The sequence below is a fragment of the Haloferax sp. Atlit-10N genome, from assembly GCF_003586325.1.
Taxonomy (GTDB): Archaea; Halobacteriota; Halobacteria; order Halobacteriales; family Haloferacaceae; genus Haloferax; species Haloferax prahovense.
In genome coordinates, this window is the sequence record NZ_PSYX01000001.1 from 654109 (window position 1) to 668581 (window position 14473).

The 14473-nt window shown below is 66.7% G+C and carries 15 protein-coding genes; 10 read left to right on the forward strand and 5 right to left on the reverse strand.

Annotation, left to right across the window (positions count from 1 at the left end):
* Positions 1 to 85 precede the first annotated feature (85 nt).
* The 6 genes from C5B91_RS03395 to C5B91_RS03420 are packed head-to-tail and all read left to right on the forward strand — an operon-like array spanning position 86 to position 6082.
* The gene (locus C5B91_RS03395; RefSeq protein ID WP_004977641.1) at positions 86 to 346 is read left to right on the forward strand and encodes an NADH-quinone oxidoreductase subunit J; all 261 of its coding nucleotides are present in this window, start codon (positions 86 to 88) and stop codon (positions 344 to 346) included.
* Positions 343 to 708: an NADH-quinone oxidoreductase subunit J gene (locus C5B91_RS03400; protein WP_008092505.1), complete on the forward strand. Its 366-nt coding sequence runs from the start codon at positions 343 to 345 to the stop codon at positions 706 to 708. The genes C5B91_RS03395 and C5B91_RS03400 overlap by 4 nt, the downstream gene beginning before the upstream one ends.
* Positions 708 to 1010, forward strand: coding sequence for an NADH-quinone oxidoreductase subunit NuoK (gene nuoK, locus C5B91_RS03405; RefSeq protein ID WP_008092506.1), 303 nt, complete (start codon positions 708 to 710; stop codon positions 1008 to 1010). Before C5B91_RS03400 ends, nuoK begins: the two co-directional genes overlap by 1 nt.
* A 3-nt stretch (positions 1011 to 1013) precedes the next feature.
* The gene (gene nuoL / locus C5B91_RS03410) at positions 1014 to 3035 is read left to right on the forward strand and encodes an NADH-quinone oxidoreductase subunit L (RefSeq protein ID WP_008092507.1); all 2022 of its coding nucleotides are present in this window, start codon (positions 1014 to 1016) and stop codon (positions 3033 to 3035) included.
* Positions 3032 to 4561, forward strand: coding sequence for a NuoM family protein (locus tag C5B91_RS03415; RefSeq protein ID WP_008092510.1), 1530 nt, complete (start codon positions 3032 to 3034; stop codon positions 4559 to 4561). The genes nuoL and C5B91_RS03415 overlap by 4 nt, the downstream gene beginning before the upstream one ends.
* The gene (locus tag C5B91_RS03420; RefSeq protein ID WP_008092511.1) at positions 4562 to 6082 is read left to right on the forward strand and encodes an NADH-quinone oxidoreductase subunit N; all 1521 of its coding nucleotides are present in this window, start codon (positions 4562 to 4564) and stop codon (positions 6080 to 6082) included. It begins immediately after the preceding gene.
* Between the two features lie 33 nt (positions 6083 to 6115).
* On the opposite strand, the gene C5B91_RS03425 is transcribed toward C5B91_RS03420, so the two are convergent.
* The gene (locus C5B91_RS03425; RefSeq protein ID WP_008092512.1) at positions 6116 to 6496 is read right to left on the reverse strand and encodes a hypothetical protein; all 381 of its coding nucleotides are present in this window, start codon (positions 6494 to 6496) and stop codon (positions 6116 to 6118) included.
* 89 nt (positions 6497 to 6585) lie between these two features.
* Here C5B91_RS03425 and C5B91_RS03430 point away from each other — a divergent pair, with 89 nt between their 5' ends.
* Positions 6586 to 8043, forward strand: a complete 1458-nt coding sequence (locus tag C5B91_RS03430) for a DHHA1 domain-containing protein (RefSeq protein WP_008092513.1) — start codon at positions 6586 to 6588, stop codon at positions 8041 to 8043.
* Between the two features lie 43 nt (positions 8044 to 8086).
* The gene (locus tag C5B91_RS03435; protein WP_004977633.1) at positions 8087 to 8869 is read left to right on the forward strand and encodes a CBS domain-containing protein; all 783 of its coding nucleotides are present in this window, start codon (positions 8087 to 8089) and stop codon (positions 8867 to 8869) included.
* 1 nt (position 8870) lies between these two features.
* Here the strand turns inward: C5B91_RS03435 and C5B91_RS03440 are convergent, their stop codons facing one another.
* Positions 8871 to 9098 (reverse strand): hypothetical protein, encoded by a 228-nt coding sequence (locus tag C5B91_RS03440; protein ID WP_008092514.1) that lies wholly within the window; start codon positions 9096 to 9098, stop codon positions 8871 to 8873.
* A gap of 30 nt (positions 9099 to 9128) precedes the next feature.
* Positions 9129 to 9299, reverse strand: coding sequence for a hypothetical protein (locus C5B91_RS22285; RefSeq protein ID WP_008092516.1), 171 nt, complete (start codon positions 9297 to 9299; stop codon positions 9129 to 9131).
* Between the two features lie 99 nt (positions 9300 to 9398).
* On the opposite strand from C5B91_RS22285, the gene C5B91_RS03445 reads away from it, so the two are divergent.
* A complete protein-coding gene (locus C5B91_RS03445) occupies positions 9399 to 10706 on the forward strand; it encodes a tetracycline resistance MFS efflux pump (RefSeq protein WP_008092520.1) in 1308 nt (435 codons plus the stop codon).
* A 36-nt stretch (positions 10707 to 10742) separates the two neighbouring features.
* Here the strand turns inward: C5B91_RS03445 and C5B91_RS03450 are convergent, their stop codons facing one another.
* Together C5B91_RS03450 and C5B91_RS03455 are read right to left on the reverse strand one after the other, a co-directional pair.
* The gene (locus C5B91_RS03450) at positions 10743 to 11780 is read right to left on the reverse strand and encodes a hypothetical protein (protein WP_008092522.1); all 1038 of its coding nucleotides are present in this window, start codon (positions 11778 to 11780) and stop codon (positions 10743 to 10745) included.
* A 90-nt stretch (positions 11781 to 11870) separates the two neighbouring features.
* A complete protein-coding gene (locus C5B91_RS03455; RefSeq protein ID WP_049968617.1) occupies positions 11871 to 13202 on the reverse strand; it encodes a S8 family serine peptidase in 1332 nt (443 codons plus the stop codon).
* A 132-nt stretch (positions 13203 to 13334) separates the two neighbouring features.
* On the opposite strand from C5B91_RS03455, the gene C5B91_RS03460 reads away from it, so the two are divergent.
* Positions 13335 to 14444 (forward strand): CNNM domain-containing protein, encoded by a 1110-nt coding sequence (locus tag C5B91_RS03460; RefSeq protein ID WP_115819096.1) that lies wholly within the window; start codon positions 13335 to 13337, stop codon positions 14442 to 14444.
* Positions 14445 to 14473: the final 29 nt, after the last annotated feature.

Sequence of the window (14473 nt, forward strand, 5' to 3'; positions counted from 1 at the left end):
TCGAGTCCCGTCAGCCCGCGTCCGCTACCGGACGCTGAGGACGTTCTCGAAATGTTCAAAGGGATATCTCAAGGAGACATACACAATGGTTTATGAAACCATCGCGTTCGCGCTGTTCGCCCTCGTCACCGTGGGCTGCAGCCTGGGCGTCGTCCTCGTGCGGGACATCTGGCATTCCGCACTCCTGCTCGGGGGCGCGCTCTTGAGCGTCGCGGTGCATTACGTGATGTTGCAGGCGGAGTTCCTCGCCGCCATGCAAGTCCTCGTCTACGTCGGCGGGGTACTGATTCTCATCACGTTCGCCGTGATGCTGACGCGTATCGATCCGGAGGTGAGTAGTACATGACCACGAAACCGCAGCTGAAACTCGGTTCGCACCTCGTGCCCGGACTGGCTGCCGTCGCGCTGTTCGTCGTGATGGCGGTCGTGTTCCTCGGCGCGTCGTTCCCGAACCCACAGGGGTTCGCAGAGGGAGCAAACATCACCGCGAGCATCGGCTATTCGATGTTCAACCTCGACTTCGGGGACGTCGCCGGGGAAGGGTTCCTCGCCGCGTTCATCGTCATCGCGGTAACGCTCGACGTCGCTCTTGACGGTGCCATCCACCTCGCACGGCGCGAGGAGGGTGGTCAGATGCGGACTATTCTGACCGACGGCGGCCGTGAAATCAAGCGAACGTTGTTCGACGACGAGGAGGGTGACCGCTGATGGTGCCCCCGCAATACTATCTGCTCTTGTCGGCAGCCGTGTTCTGCATCGGCATTTTCGGCCTCTTGACTCGACGGAACGCGCTGTTGTTCCTGATGTCGGTCGAACTGATGCTGAACGCCGCAAACATCAATCTCGTCGCGTTCTCGCTCTACTGGGGGAACGTTACGGGGCAAACGTTCACCCTGTTCACGCTGGCGCTCGCGGCCGCGGAGGTCGCAGTCGGTATCGGTATCATCCTCGTACTGTACCGTAACTTCGACGACGTGGACGTGACCAACGCGACCACGATGAGGTGGTAATATATGGCAGGTATCTTAGACTTCGCTCCGGCCATCGTCCTCCTCCCGTTCCTCTCGTTCCTGATTGCACTCGGGGCGGGACGGTACATGCCGAAGGGAGGCGCGCTGGCGGGCATCGGCGCGACGGCAGGCTCGTTCGTCCTGTCCATCGCGACGTTCTTCGCCGTCAGCGGCGGACAGACCTACAACCAAACGATTTACACGTGGGCGGAGGGCCTCGACGCGATCAACCTGACGTTCGGTCTGCTCATCGACCCGCTTTCGTCGATGATGCTCGTCATCGTGACGCTCGTCGCGCTCCTCGTCCACATCTTCAGCCTCGGATACATGAACGACGAGGGCGAGACGGGCCTCCCGCGCTACTACGCCGGACTCGGCCTGTTCACGGCCTCCATGCTCGGGTTCGTCGTCGCCGACAACCTGCTCATGGCGTTCATGTTCTTCGAGCTGGTGGGCCTGTGTTCCTACCTGCTCATCGGTTTCCACTTCCGGCAGGACGGCCCGCCGAGTGCCGCGAAGAAGGCGTTCCTCGTCACCCGCTTCGGTGACTACTTCTTCCTCATCGGCGTCGTCGCCGTCTTCGCGACGTTCGGCTCCGCCGCTTTCGCCGGTCCGGACGCCTTCCCGGTCCTCGCCGAGGAGGCGCTCAACGGCGAACACTCGGTCAACACGTTCCTCGGTATGGGCGAACAGGCGTGGTTCACCGTCGTCGGCCTCCTCGTTCTCGGAGGCGTCGTCGGTAAGTCCGCGCAGTTCCCCCTGCACACGTGGCTTCCGGACGCGATGGAAGGTCCGACGCCCGTCTCCGCGCTCATCCACGCAGCGACGATGGTCGCGGCCGGCGTCTACCTCGTCGCCCGGATGTACGGGTTCTACGTGCTGACGCCGACGACGCTCGCTATCATCGCCCTCATCGGCGGATTCACCGCTCTCTTCGCGGCGACCATGGGCGTCGTCAAGAAAGAGATCAAGCAGGTGCTCGCGTACTCGACTATCAGCCAGTACGGCTACATGATGCTCGGCCTCGGTGCCGGTGGCTACGTCGCGGCGACGTTCCACCTCATGACGCACGCCTTCTTCAAGGCGCTGCTCTTCCTCGGTGCCGGTTCGGTCATCATCGCGATGCACCACAACGAGAACATGTGGGACATGGGCGGTCTGAAAGACAAGATGCCTGTGACCTACTACGCGTTCCTCTCCGGGTCGCTCGCCCTCGCGGGCATCGTCCCGTTCGCGGGCTTCTGGTCGAAAGACGAGGTCCTCTACGAGACGCTCATCCACGGCCTCGGCGGCAGTCCGATTCTGCTCGCCGCGTACGCGATGGGCCTGCTCGCCGTGTTCTTCACGGGGTTCTACACCTTCCGGATGGTGTTCCTCACCTTCCACGGCGAGCCACGGTCCGGAACGGCGCGTGACCCCCACGGCGTTCGCTGGAACGTCAAGGGTCCGCTCGCCGTCCTCGGCGTGCTCGCCGCGACGACCGGGCTCGTCAACATGGTCCCGGTCGAGAAGCTCTTCGGTATCAAGGGCATCGACTTCCTACACCAGTTCCTCGACGGGAGCTTCAGCTCGCTGAACGCGCACCACTACGCCGAACTCATCCCGTACAGTTCGGGCTACATCGGCGGCGAGGCCGGAACGGTTGCTATCGGGGCGGCCGTCTCGCTCGGCTTCGCGCTCGGCGGTGCCGCGCTCGCGCACGTGCTGTACAACGTCCCCGAGCCTGTCGAACACACGGACAAGCTCGGGAGCATCAAGACCGTACTGTACAACAACTACTACCAAGACGAGTACCAGGTCTGGATCGCGACCGGCGTCGTCCAACCCATCTCGCGCGTCCTCGATAAGTTCGACCAGGGTATCGTCGACGGCGTCGTCAACGGTATCTCCAGCGTGAGCCTGTTCGCTGGCGGTCGCGTCAAGCGCATTCAGACCGGTGTGGTGAGCAACTACGCCGCGCTCCTCACGCTCGGTCTGACCGCGCTGCTTCTCGGTCTCGGTCTGCTCGGAGGTTGGTTCGCATGATAATCGAAGCGCTCATCGCAGTCACGTTCCTCGCCGCGCTGGTCACCTTCGTCCTGCCGAACCGGTACGCCGGCAAGGCGGCCTTCGCGCTGAGTCTGGCTCCCGTCGTCGGGAGCCTCTACATGTGGCAACAGTACGACGCGAGCGGGAACGCCTTACTCGGCGGGAACATCGCGTTCGAGACAGACGTCGCCTGGCTGCAACTCGGCCAGTACGACATTCACTGGATGGTCGGCGTCGACGGCATCAGCATGCCGCTTGTCGTCCTTACGACCATCCTCACCACGCTCGCTATCGTCAGCGCGTGGACGCCCATCTCGGAGCGTCAGTCCCAGTTCTTCGGCCTGATGCTTCTCATGGAGGCGAACCTGCTCGGCGTCTTCACGGCGCTCGACTTCTTCGTCTGGTTCATCTTCTGGGAGGCTGTGCTCCTGCCGATGTACTTCCTCATCGGCGTCTGGGGCGGCCCACGCCGCAAGTACGCGGCTATCAAGTTCTTCGTCTACACGAACATCGCGTCGCTCGTGATGTTCATCGGGTTCATCTCGCTCGTGTTCGGTCTCGGCGACTCGATCTCGTCGTTCCGCCTGCCCGAAATCGCGCAGGCGTTGCAGGCCGGACAGCTCGGGAGCTTCGCGGGACTGTCGGCCGGCGCGCTCGCGTCGGTCGCGTTCGTCGCGATGTTCTTCGGGTTCGCGGTGAAGGTCCCGGTCGCCCCGCTCCACACGTGGCTGCCGGACGCACACGTTGAGGCCCCCACGCCGGTGTCGGTCATGCTGGCCGGGGTCCTCCTGAAGATGGGTACGTACGCCCTGCTCCGGTTCAACTTCACGATGCTGCCGGAGACGGCGCGCGCCTTCGCGCTTCCCATCGCCCTGCTCGCCGTCGCAAGCGTCATCTACGGCGCACTGCTCGCGCTGGCCCAGCAGGACCTCAAGCGCATCGTCGCGTACTCCTCCGTCTCGTCGATGGGGTACGTCATCCTCGGTCTCATTGCCTACACCACCTACGGCGTCGGCGGTGCGACCTTCCAGATGGTCGCCCACGGTCTCATCTCCGGACTCATGTTCATGGCCGTCGGCGTCATCTACAACACGACCCACACGCGCATGGTGTCGGACATGTCCGGCATCGCCGACCGGATGCCCGTCACGGCGGGCATCTTCGTCGCCGGTGCGTTCGGGTACATGGGTCTGCCGCTCATGGCCGGCTTCGCGGCCGAGTTCTTCATCTTCAAGGGCGCGTTCGAGTCCACGGTGATGGAGGCCATGCCGCTGTTCACCGGCGCCGCGATGTTCGGTATCGTCATCGTCGCCGGTTACCTGCTGTTCGCGATGCAGCGGACGCTGTTCGGACCCTTCCGGTTCGACGGCGACTACGACATCACGGAAGCGCCGTTCCACGACGTCGCACCCCTCGCGGTGCTGCTCCTGCTCACCATCGTGCTCGGTGTCTCTCCGGACATCTTCTTCACGATGATTCAGGACGCGGTTAACCCGATTCTCGAACTGGGAGGTGCGTTCTAGATGACGCCCCTCCAGACGCTCCCAGAGTGGGCGGCGACGGCTCCCGCCATCGTGCTCGCGCTGACGGGGCTCGCGCTGCTGCTCATCGACACCATCGACCCGGACTCCACGAACAACGGCCTTCTGGCCGGCACGGCGACGCTCGGCGCGCTCGCCGCCGGCGGTATCGCCGGCTGGTTCCTCATCAACGGAACCGGCATGGAGTCCACGGGCGGCGCTATCTCGCTGTACGGCGACGCGCTCGTCGTCGACGGGATGAGCCTGTTCTTCACGCTCATCTTCACCAGCGTCGCCGCGATGGTGACCGTCGCCTCCTACGACTACCTCGCGGATGAGGCCCACCAGGGTGAGTTCTACTCGCTCGTGATATTCGCCACGACCGGCATGACGCTCATGGGGATGTCGAACTCGCTGGCGACCGTCTTCATCAGCCTCGAACTGGCGTCCCTGCCCTCGTACGCGCTCGTCGCGTTCCTCAAGAAGGACCGCGGCAGCATCGAGGCCGGTCTGAAGTACTTCCTCATCGGCGCGCTGTCGTCGGCGGTGTTCGCGTTCGGTATCAGCCTCGTGTTCGCCGTCACCGGCTCGCTGGTGCTCCCGGAAGTCGCCGCGTCGCTCGCCGAAGGCACCGAACTCGTCGGTGTCCTCGGTCTCGGCGTGCTGATGATCGCCGGCGGCTTCGCATTCAAGACTGCCTCCGTCCCGTTCCACTTCTGGGCGCCGGAGGCCTACGAGGGCGCGCCCGCTCCCGTGAGCGCGTTCCTCTCGTCGGCGTCGAAGGCGGCCGGCTTCGCCGTCGCCTTCCGCGTGTTCACCGTCGCGTTCCCCCTCGAAACCGTCACCGCGGTCGGCGGCGGGAGCGTCGACTGGTCGCTGCTGTTCGCGGTGCTCGCCGTCGTCACCATGACGCTCGGTAACTTCGCGGCGGCGACCCAGAACAACGTCAAGCGGATGCTCGCGTACTCCTCTATCGGTCACGCAGGGTACGCACTCATCGGCCTCGCGGCAATCACCACTGACGGCGGTGCCGCGAACGGTGACGTGCTCGGCGCGAGCATGGCCCACCTGTTCGTCTACGGCTTCATGAACACGGGCGCGTTCCTGTTCATCGCCATGGTCGAAAAGTGGGGTCTCGGCCGCACCTTCGAGGACTACAACGGTATCGCGTCGAAGGCACCCATCGCCGCCTCGGCGATGACCGTCTTCATGTTCTCGCTCGCGGGGCTTCCGCCGTTCGGCGGCTTCTTCTCGAAGTACGCCCTGTTCGAGTCGGCTATCGGGTCGGGCTTCTGGTGGCTCGCCGCGGTCGGCGCGGTCAACAGCGCGCTGTCGCTGTTCTACTACAGCCGCGTCGTGAAGGCGATGTGGATCGAGGAGCCGTCGAAGCCCCTCGAAATCGGCAGCCAGCCGGTCGGTCTCTACGTGGCGATCATCTTCGCCGCGGTCGGGACGGTCCTGCTCCTGCCCGGCTTCCAACCCGTCATCGAGACGGCTCAGACCGTCGCCGCCGCGCTCTTCTGAGCGTTTCGGCGATTCGGTTCGATTCGGTTTCTTTTATTCTCGCAGTAACTCGCCGAGCGCCGACGCCAGCTCCTCGGAACGCCTGAGCGTCAGGCCGTCGGTGGTGACGAACACGCCCTTGTCGTCGGCCGTCACCCGGGTGAGGTACCCGTGGTCGAACGCACGGACGGTGTATCGGTAGTTCCCGAGTTCGGAGCCGCGGTAGGCGGTCCGCGCCTGAAACCCGTCGGTCTCGTGTTCGACGAACCCGGTGAGGTCGGCGTCCGCTTCGAGGTCGCTTCGGAGGTATATCTGGTCGCAGCGGTCGTGCGTGAAGTACGTCACGCTCCTGAGGTCGTCGCCGACGACGGTTCGACAGGTTCGGACGAACGACTCGGCTCGCGACTCGGGGAGCAGTTGCGTCTCGAGTTCCATCGTATATGTGTCATGCGTTGGCATGACATAATATCATCGCCGGATGGGAGGACGGTAGGGTTTTGCGGCCGGAGTCCGACCCTCCGTGTATGGTACGTCGCCTGGTTCTCGGCTGCGGGTCGCTCGGCGGGAACCTCGTCGGGCTACTCGCCGACCGCGGGGGGACGGTAACGGTCGTCACGGACCGGAAGGGCCGCGCCGATGACCTCCGCTCGGACGGCATCGCCGCGAGGGAGGGCGACCCCGCAGACCCGTCGAACTACCCCGACGCGGTCGACCTCGTCATCGTCGGAGGGCAGTCCTCGGCGTCGAACCTCGACGCGGCGCGCGCGGCCCGCGACCGATTCCCCGACGCGCCGCTCGTCGTCTACCTCGGCGACGACGCGGACCCGTCGGTCCGCGCCGACATCGACGCGATCGCCGACGAGGTCATCGACCCGCGTCGAATCGTCTCCGGTCGAATCCTCGACGCCGTCGGCACGTCGCACACGGAGCGGTTGAACCGCCTGATGCGGGTCCTCCGAAACCTCGACGGCAGGCTCGCGGTCGTGATGCACGACAACCCGGACCCCGACGCCATCGCCGCGGCGCTGGCGTTGCAGGCCATCGCCCAGCGGGCGAGCGTCGACGCAGACGTGTGTTACTTCGGCGACATCTCTCACCAGGAGAACCGCGCGCTCGTGAACCTCCTCGATTTGGACCTTCGGGTTCTCGACGAGGTTCCGGCGGACGACGAGTACGCCGGCTTCGCGCTCGTCGACCACTCCCGGCCGGGCGTCAACGACCGCCTGCCGCCGGAGACGACCATCGACATCGTCATCGACCACCACCCGCCGCGCGCGCCGGTCGAAGCGGCGTACGTGGACCTCAGACGCGGCGTCGGTGCGACGAGCACGCTGCTCGCGGAGTACCTCGAACGGCTCGGCATCGTCCCCGACACGACGGTGGCGACGGCCCTCCTGTTCGGGATTCAGGTCGACACCAACGACTTCACGCGGGAGGTCTCGACCGCCGACTTCGAGGCCGCCGCCTTCCTCATCCCTCACGTCGACGTGGACCTGCTCGAACGGGTCGAGACGCCGAGTCTGACCTCCGAGACGATGGAGACGCTCGCCCGCGCCATCTCGAACCGCGACGTTCGGGGGAACGTCCTCACGACGAACGTCGGCGACATCCGCGAGCGGGACGCGCTCGCGCAGGCCGCCGACCACCTCCTCGGGATGGAGGGCGTCGAGGTGACGGTCGTCTACGGCCTGATGGACGGCACCGTCTACGTCTCCGGTCGCGCCCGCGGGGCGAAAATCGACCTCGGTGAGACGTTCCGCGACGCCCTCGGCTCTATCGGGAGCGCCGGCGGCCACGCGGATATGGCGGGCGCACAGATTCCACTGGGCATCCTCGACGACGTGGGCGACGACTCGCGGGAGTCGCTCGCCACCATCGTCACGGACATCGTCGCCGGGCGGATGTTCGAGACGCTGGAGCACGCGACGCCGACGCCGAGTCTGGATACCGACGTGGCCTTCGAGTACCCGCTCGATGAGTGAACGCCCACACGTTTTTGCCGACGGTGGCCCTATGAGGTGGGAGATGAGTACCAAAGCGACCGTCAAGGAGTACATGACGCGCGAGGTCCAGACCGTCTCTCCGACCGACACGGTCGCGGACGTCGCCCAACGCATCGCGGAGAGCGACGGGCACAACGGGTTTCCCGTCTGCGACGGCCGCAAGGCCGAGGGCTTCGTCACGGCGCGCGATATCCTCCTCGCCGACGACGCCGCCCCCATCGAGACGGTGATGGCGACGGACCTCGTCGTCGCTCACCCCGAGATGGACGTGAACGACGCCGCCCGCGTCATCCTCCGGTCGGGCATCCAGAAGCTCCCGGTCGTCGACGACGCGGGCAACCTCGTCGGCATCATCTCGAACACCGACGTCATCCGGAGCCAAATCGAGCGCGCGACGCCGGAGAAAGTGGGCAAACTCATGCGGACGCTCGAACAGATTCACGGCATCACGGTCCATCAAGAGCGCCGCACGGTCTCGCTTTCGAACCTCATTCCCACGCAGGCCCGCGTCTACGCCGACGAACTCGACGGTCGCCGGTACGAACTCGAACGCGGCCTCGCGGAGCCGCTCGTCGTCATCGACAACAACGGGACGCTGCTCCTCGCCGACGGCCACCACCGCGTCCTCGCGGCCGACCGAATCGGCATCGAGGAGATGGACGCCTACGTCATCGTCGTCGACGACCCCGTCGAACTCGGCATGCAGCGGACCGCGGAAAAAGAGGGCCTCAAATCTATCTCGGACATCGATATCGTCGACTACGCGCGACACCCGCTGGTCGAGACGACGCGCCGACTCCAGTAGCTCAGTTCTCCACGTCGTACTCGTCCTTCCACGCCTCGGCGGTCTCGCGGGCCTCGGATTCCGACTCGAACCGCTCACCCTCGTAGCCGCGGCCCTCGGCAGACTGATAGAGTCGGTCGACCCTGACGTGCCACGCGTTCGGCCCGCGACGGAGCCGAATAGTCGCGTGACCGTCGCTTCGCTCCCACTCCACGATGCGGTCGTCCCGACGGACTTCCGTCCAGCTCATACCGGGGGATGGCGGCGGAGCCCGAAGTGTCTACCCATCCACCGGCGTCGAGGCGTCGACCGTCGCCGAGGCGGCCGGGCGCGTCTCCGCGCCGCAACTCGGACAGACGGCGTATCCGAGGCGGTCGTAGGGAACCTCCGGCGACGGGCGTTCCAGCCCACACTCCTCGCACGTGAAGTACGAGACCCATTCGAAGGACATACTGACACTCAGGATTGTCAACGTATTAATTAATCACCGCTTACCCCCGAGACGGAGGGTATCGGTGCGGTTATTCGACACCCCGCCAACGAGGAGACGATGACAGTCGAGAACCCGCGTCGGGCGCTCGGGGTGGTCTTTTTCATCGTCTTCGTCGACCTCCTCGGCTTCGGTATCCTCATCCCGGTGATTCCCCTGTACGCGCTCTCGTTCGGTGCGACAGAGTTCGTCGGGAGTCTGCTCATCGCCTCCTACTCGGCGATGCAGTTCCTCGCCGCGCCGTTTTTGGGCCGCCTGTCGGACTCCCGCGGTCGGCGACCCGTGCTCCTCTTGTCGCTCACGGGGAGCGTCCTCGCGTGGCTCCTGTTCGGCGTCGCCGGGTCGCTCGCGGTGCTGTTCGCCGCGCGGATGCTCGCGGGCGCGATGGGCGGCAACATCGCCACCGCACAGGCGTACATCGCCGACATCACCGCGGCGGACGAGCGTGCAAAGGGGCTCGGTCTCCTCGGGGCCGCGTTCGGCCTCGGCTTCGTGTTCGGCCCCGCGCTCGGCGGCTTCTTCGCCAGCGAGCCGGTCATCGCCGCCGCCCGGGACCTCCTGCCCGCGTTCGTCCCCGTCTCCGAGTTCTCGCTGCCGAGCTTCGCCGCCGCGGCCATCACCGGAACGAACCTCGTCGTCGCGTTCTTCGTCCTGCCCGAGTCGCGGCCGCCCGAAGCGCGCGGGACGCCGGCCGGGGACCGCGAGTCCCGCGTCCAACAGCTCCTTTCCGCGCTCCGGTCGCCCGGACTGGGCACGCTCGTCGCCTCCTTCTTCCTCGTCTCCTTCGCCTTCTCGGCGCTCGAAAGCCAGTTCATCTTCCTCACCAACGACCAGTACGGCTACGGCGCGACCGAGAACGCGATTATCCTCACCTACGTCGGCGTCGTCCTCGCGGTCGTTCAGGGCGGCCTCGTCGGCCCGCTCACCGACCGCTTCGGCGAGTACCGACTCGCGGTCGCCGGCGCGGCGATTCAGGTGCTCACGCTCGCGGCCGTTCCCTTTTCACCCCAACTGGGCGCGTTCGTCCCCGACCTCGGAAGGATACTCCCGGTCGGTCCCGTCCTCCCGGCGGGCGTGCTCGCGCTCCTCGTCGTGATGACGCCGCTGTCGTTCGGCAACGCCCTCACGAACGTCTCCTTGAACACGCTCGTCTCCCGCTCGGCGACGGACGACGAGCAGGGTGGCGCGTTCGGCCTCACCCAGAGCGCGGGGAGCCTCGCCCGGACGTTCGGGCCGGCGCTGGCGGGCGGACTCTACACGGCCGTCGCGTTCTGGGCACCGTTCGTCGTCGGTGGCGCGCTGATGGTTCCGATTCTCGTGCTTCTCGGGCGGCTGGACCGTGAGGCGGTCACGTCGGCGACGGCGTGAAAATGGAGGCGGAACGGCGAAGCGAGTCGCCGGTCCTTACGCGGGGGTCGGGCCTTCCGGGGCCGACGAGTCGTCGTCGGACCGGAACTGCGAGACGAGGTCGAGCGAGTCGTCGGCGCTGCCCAGCAGGAACAGCGAATAGTACCGGAAGTAGGTCACGACGGGCATCTGGACGACCGCGCCGACCGCGATGGCCGCGAGGACGAACAGGAGCCCGAGCGCGCCGAAGACGACCAGCCCGACCGTCGAGGTCAACGCGACGTTCGCGGCGTTGAGCGCGAGGAACGCCCCGCCGCCGACGATGGCGAAGGGGATGGCGACGACGAGCAGGGCGAGGAGGGCCGCGATGCCGATACCGATGCTCGCGAGGATGCCGAGGATGAACCGGACGATGACGTACAGCCCGAACTCGGAGAACTCGGCGCGGAACACCGGCACGACCCGGCCCCACGACGACAGGAGGGCGCGGTCTTCGGCTATCATCGTCGGGACGACGAAGTCGGTCGTCAACTGCATGACGACCGCGAGCACGAACACCAACAGGAGCCCGAGCAGTACGAGCGGGATAGCGAAGAGGGCCACCGCGGGCGTGAACGCGACGGAGCCGAGGAACACCGCCGCGACCGGGATTCCGATGACCGCGAGCACGGCGACGAGGAGGCCGACTTGGAACCCGAACAGCCTGACGCCGAGCCAGAAGCGCTCGCGGAACGGCTTTCGGATGCGCACGTCTTTCGTGACGACGGCGTCCACGAGGACGAACTGCATCACGGAGCCGACGAACGACCAGACGATGCTGAGGGCGATAGCGACCGCCGCAATCGCGATGACGGCGGCGACGACGTTTTCGGGCGTCACGAAGCCGGGTAGCGAGTCGACCGGGATGTCGGTCGACCCGCCTCCGGTCGGGGTGGTCGTTCCGGTGTTGCTTCCGGCACCGCCGCTCCCGCCGAGGCCGCCGACGAAGAGGGCGATGAGTGCGAGGCGCGCCCATCGACCCGCGTCGAACGGGAGGAGGAGCGACGCCGTGGCGTCACGGGCGTCGTCGAGGGCGTCGATTGCTTTCCAACTCATGAGTGACAATGCGACGCCTCGCGAGATAAAGGTGTTCGAGAGCTAAGGTATCAGTTCGCTCGGTGAACCTCCTCGGGGGCGCGGAGGCCGTTACTCGGTGACGGCGGCCAGCGGGTCGAGGTAGCCGGCCCCGTAGTACGCCTTGTCGGACCCCTCGGGGACGGTCGCGGTGCGGCCGAGTTTCGACGCGACCCGATTCGCGTTCAGACCCGGTTCGACCGACCGCACGAGCGCGACGGCGGCGGCGACCTGCGGCGCGGCCATCGAGGTGCCGGCCTTCCAGCCGTAGCCGTTCGCCGAGCCGACGTAGTTCCCGTCGTCGTCGTAGGCGGGCGTCGAGACGGTGTTGTAGACGAGGTCGTAGAACCACGTTTCGGGGTTGGTCTCCTGCGCGGAGAGGAGGGCGTCGCCGCCCGGCGCGGCCACGCCGACGGCGTTGGTCCCGTAGTTCGTGTAGAACGCCGGTGTCTTCGGTCCTTCTTCGGCGTCGCCCGCGTCGAAGGCAGTCCCCTTGGGTCCGGTCGCGCTGACGCTGAGCGCCTGTGCCCCCTCGTTGGGGAGGCTGATGATGCCGCCGTCGTGCTGGAGGTCGGCGCTGTCGTTGCCGGCGGCGACGACGACGACAGTCCCCGAGCGGTTGGCATGGGTCAGCGTCTTGTTCAGCACTTTACCGTAGAACTTCCCTTCGCCCTGTCGCGGGACCGGGTAGGAACCGAGGCTGAGGTTCGCGGCGTCGCAGCCGATTTCGGCGCTGTAGACGAGGGCCGCGAGGATGTCGGCGAACGAGGCCAGCGTGTTCGGCGAGAACACGCGGCAGTCGACGACTTCGGCCCCCGGCGCGGAGCCGACGACGCCCGTCTCGTTTCGGTCGTTCGCGGCGACGATGCCCGCGACGTGGGTGCCGTGGTCGCCGCCCGCGGGGACGCCCGCGCCGAAGCCGTCGCCGGTGAAGTTCCGCGAGAGCGATGCGTTGACCGCGTGTTCGAGGTCCGGGTGGTCGGCGGCGACGCCGGTGTCGATGACGGCGACGCGCGCGCCCTCCCCGCGGGTCACGTCGTGGACCGCCGGAATCCGCTGGCTCTGTTTGTCCCACTGCGCGGCGTAGCCGGGTTCGTCGACCGCATCGGCCGGACCCGCGTCTTCGACCGCCGGCGCGTCGAGCGTTATCTCCACGTCGGGCGCGTAGGTCGCGTTCAGGGCGGAGACGGCCGACTCGCTCCCCTCGACGACCACCACGCCGGCCGGCGAGAGGTCGTAGACGACCTCCAGGTCGGCGCTCGTCGCCGCCGACGCGTCGCCGCCCCCGAGGTCGACGATGAACCGGTCGGTCCGCTCGGCCGCGACGACGGTCGACCCGGCGGCGATCCCACCGAGGAGGGAACCACTCAGCTTCAGGAACGTCCGCCTGTGTTGCTGACGCATACCAGACACCGCGGCCGTCGAAAACATAGTTGTTACGGCACATTTTTGAGTTTAAAATAATTCCTCGAAAAACCACAACGTCGTACCGGAGCCGACACGCTCACGAGAGTCCGGTTCGAACGCTCGACCCACATGGTAGGTGTCGACACCGCGCTTCGGCTCGGCGGCGGCCTCGTGTTGTTGCTCGCGAACGCCTTCTTCGTCGTCTCGGAGTTCGCGATGACGCGCGTGCCGCAGTTCGACGAGTCCGCCTTCGTGGGGTCTCGCGGCCTCGAACTCGCGTGGGAGATGACAGAGCGGCTGGAGGTGTACCTCTCGGGCTGTCAGGTCGGGATTACCATCGCTAGCGTCGGCCTCGGCGTCGTCGCCGAACCGGCCGTCGCGGCCACCTTCGCCGCGGTCCTCGGCGGCGGTGGGGCGGCGGGTTCCCACACGTCGCTGTCGGTCGGACTGGCGCTCGTCGTCATCAACCTCTCGCACGTCGTCCTCGGCGAGCAGGTGCCGACGTACCTCGGCGTCGAGCGCTCTCGCACGGTGGCGAAGTACACCGCGCCCGTCCTGTACGGCTGGACGAAGCTCATGTACCCGGTCATCGTCGTCGCCGACTGGCTGGCAAAGCGCCTGCTGTCGCTCGTCGGCGTCGAGATAACCCGGTCGTGGCAGGAAGCCGAAATCGACGAGGAGGAAGACGGCGACGGTGACGCCGCCGGCGAGGGCACCCGGCTCACCCGCGGCGAGGTCCGAAGCCAGATGGGCGACATCCTCGCGCAGGGCTCGCTCCCCGAGGACCGCCGCGAGGAGGTCCTGAACGCGCTTCGCATCGGCGAGTTACCCGTCCGCGACGTGATGGTTCCCGCGGACCGCGTCGTCGCGCTCTCGGTCGACGCGAGCACCGACGAGAGCCTCGAACGAATTCGGGCGAACCCCCAGCACTCGCGGTTCCCGCTCGTCGGCGACTCGCTCGACGACGTTCGGGGCGTCGTCTACGCGCCGACGGTCCTCTCGAACATCGACCGCCTCCAGTCGGGCGACCGCCGCCTCGAAGACATCGCCGCGCCCCCGCTTTCGGTTCCCTCGGACCTCTCGGTCAGCGACCTCATCGACCGCTTCCAGGCGGAGAATCAGGAACTCGCCATGGTCCGCGACCCCGAAGGCGGCTCCGTGGTCGGCCTCGTGACCGCCTCCGACGCCTTCGAGTCCATCACCGGCCAGCTCTACGACCCGCTCGACCTCAGGGCGTAGGCCGCCTGCGGGACGCCCTCGTACCGGCC

Excerpts from the sequence above, each read along its gene's own strand:
- C5B91_RS03395 (WP_004977641.1), top strand. The coding sequence starts at position 86 with ATGGTTTATGAAACCATCGCGTTCGCGCTGTTCGCCCTCGTCACCGTG.
- C5B91_RS03400 (WP_008092505.1), top strand. The coding sequence starts at position 343 with ATGACCACGAAACCGCAGCTGAAACTCGGTTCGCACCTCGTGCCCGGA.
- nuoK (WP_008092506.1), top strand. The coding sequence starts at position 708 with ATGGTGCCCCCGCAATACTATCTGCTCTTGTCGGCAGCCGTGTTCTGC.
- nuoL (WP_008092507.1), top strand. The coding sequence starts at position 1,014 with ATGGCAGGTATCTTAGACTTCGCTCCGGCCATCGTCCTCCTCCCGTTC.
- C5B91_RS03415 (WP_008092510.1), top strand. The coding sequence starts at position 3,032 with ATGATAATCGAAGCGCTCATCGCAGTCACGTTCCTCGCCGCGCTGGTC.
- C5B91_RS03420 (WP_008092511.1), top strand. The coding sequence starts at position 4,562 with ATGACGCCCCTCCAGACGCTCCCAGAGTGGGCGGCGACGGCTCCCGCC.
- C5B91_RS03425 (WP_008092512.1), bottom strand. The coding sequence starts at position 6,496 with ATGGAACTCGAGACGCAACTGCTCCCCGAGTCGCGAGCCGAGTCGTTC.
- C5B91_RS03430 (WP_008092513.1), top strand. The coding sequence starts at position 6,586 with ATGGTACGTCGCCTGGTTCTCGGCTGCGGGTCGCTCGGCGGGAACCTC.
- C5B91_RS03435 (WP_004977633.1), top strand. The coding sequence starts at position 8,087 with ATGAGTACCAAAGCGACCGTCAAGGAGTACATGACGCGCGAGGTCCAG.
- C5B91_RS03440 (WP_008092514.1), bottom strand. The coding sequence starts at position 9,098 with ATGAGCTGGACGGAAGTCCGTCGGGACGACCGCATCGTGGAGTGGGAG.
- C5B91_RS22285 (WP_008092516.1), bottom strand. The coding sequence starts at position 9,299 with ATGTCCTTCGAATGGGTCTCGTACTTCACGTGCGAGGAGTGTGGGCTG.
- C5B91_RS03445 (WP_008092520.1), top strand. The coding sequence starts at position 9,399 with ATGACAGTCGAGAACCCGCGTCGGGCGCTCGGGGTGGTCTTTTTCATC.
- C5B91_RS03450 (WP_008092522.1), bottom strand. The coding sequence starts at position 11,780 with ATGAGTTGGAAAGCAATCGACGCCCTCGACGACGCCCGTGACGCCACG.
- C5B91_RS03455 (WP_049968617.1), bottom strand. The coding sequence starts at position 13,202 with ATGCGTCAGCAACACAGGCGGACGTTCCTGAAGCTGAGTGGTTCCCTC.
- C5B91_RS03460 (WP_115819096.1), top strand. The coding sequence starts at position 13,335 with ATGGTAGGTGTCGACACCGCGCTTCGGCTCGGCGGCGGCCTCGTGTTG.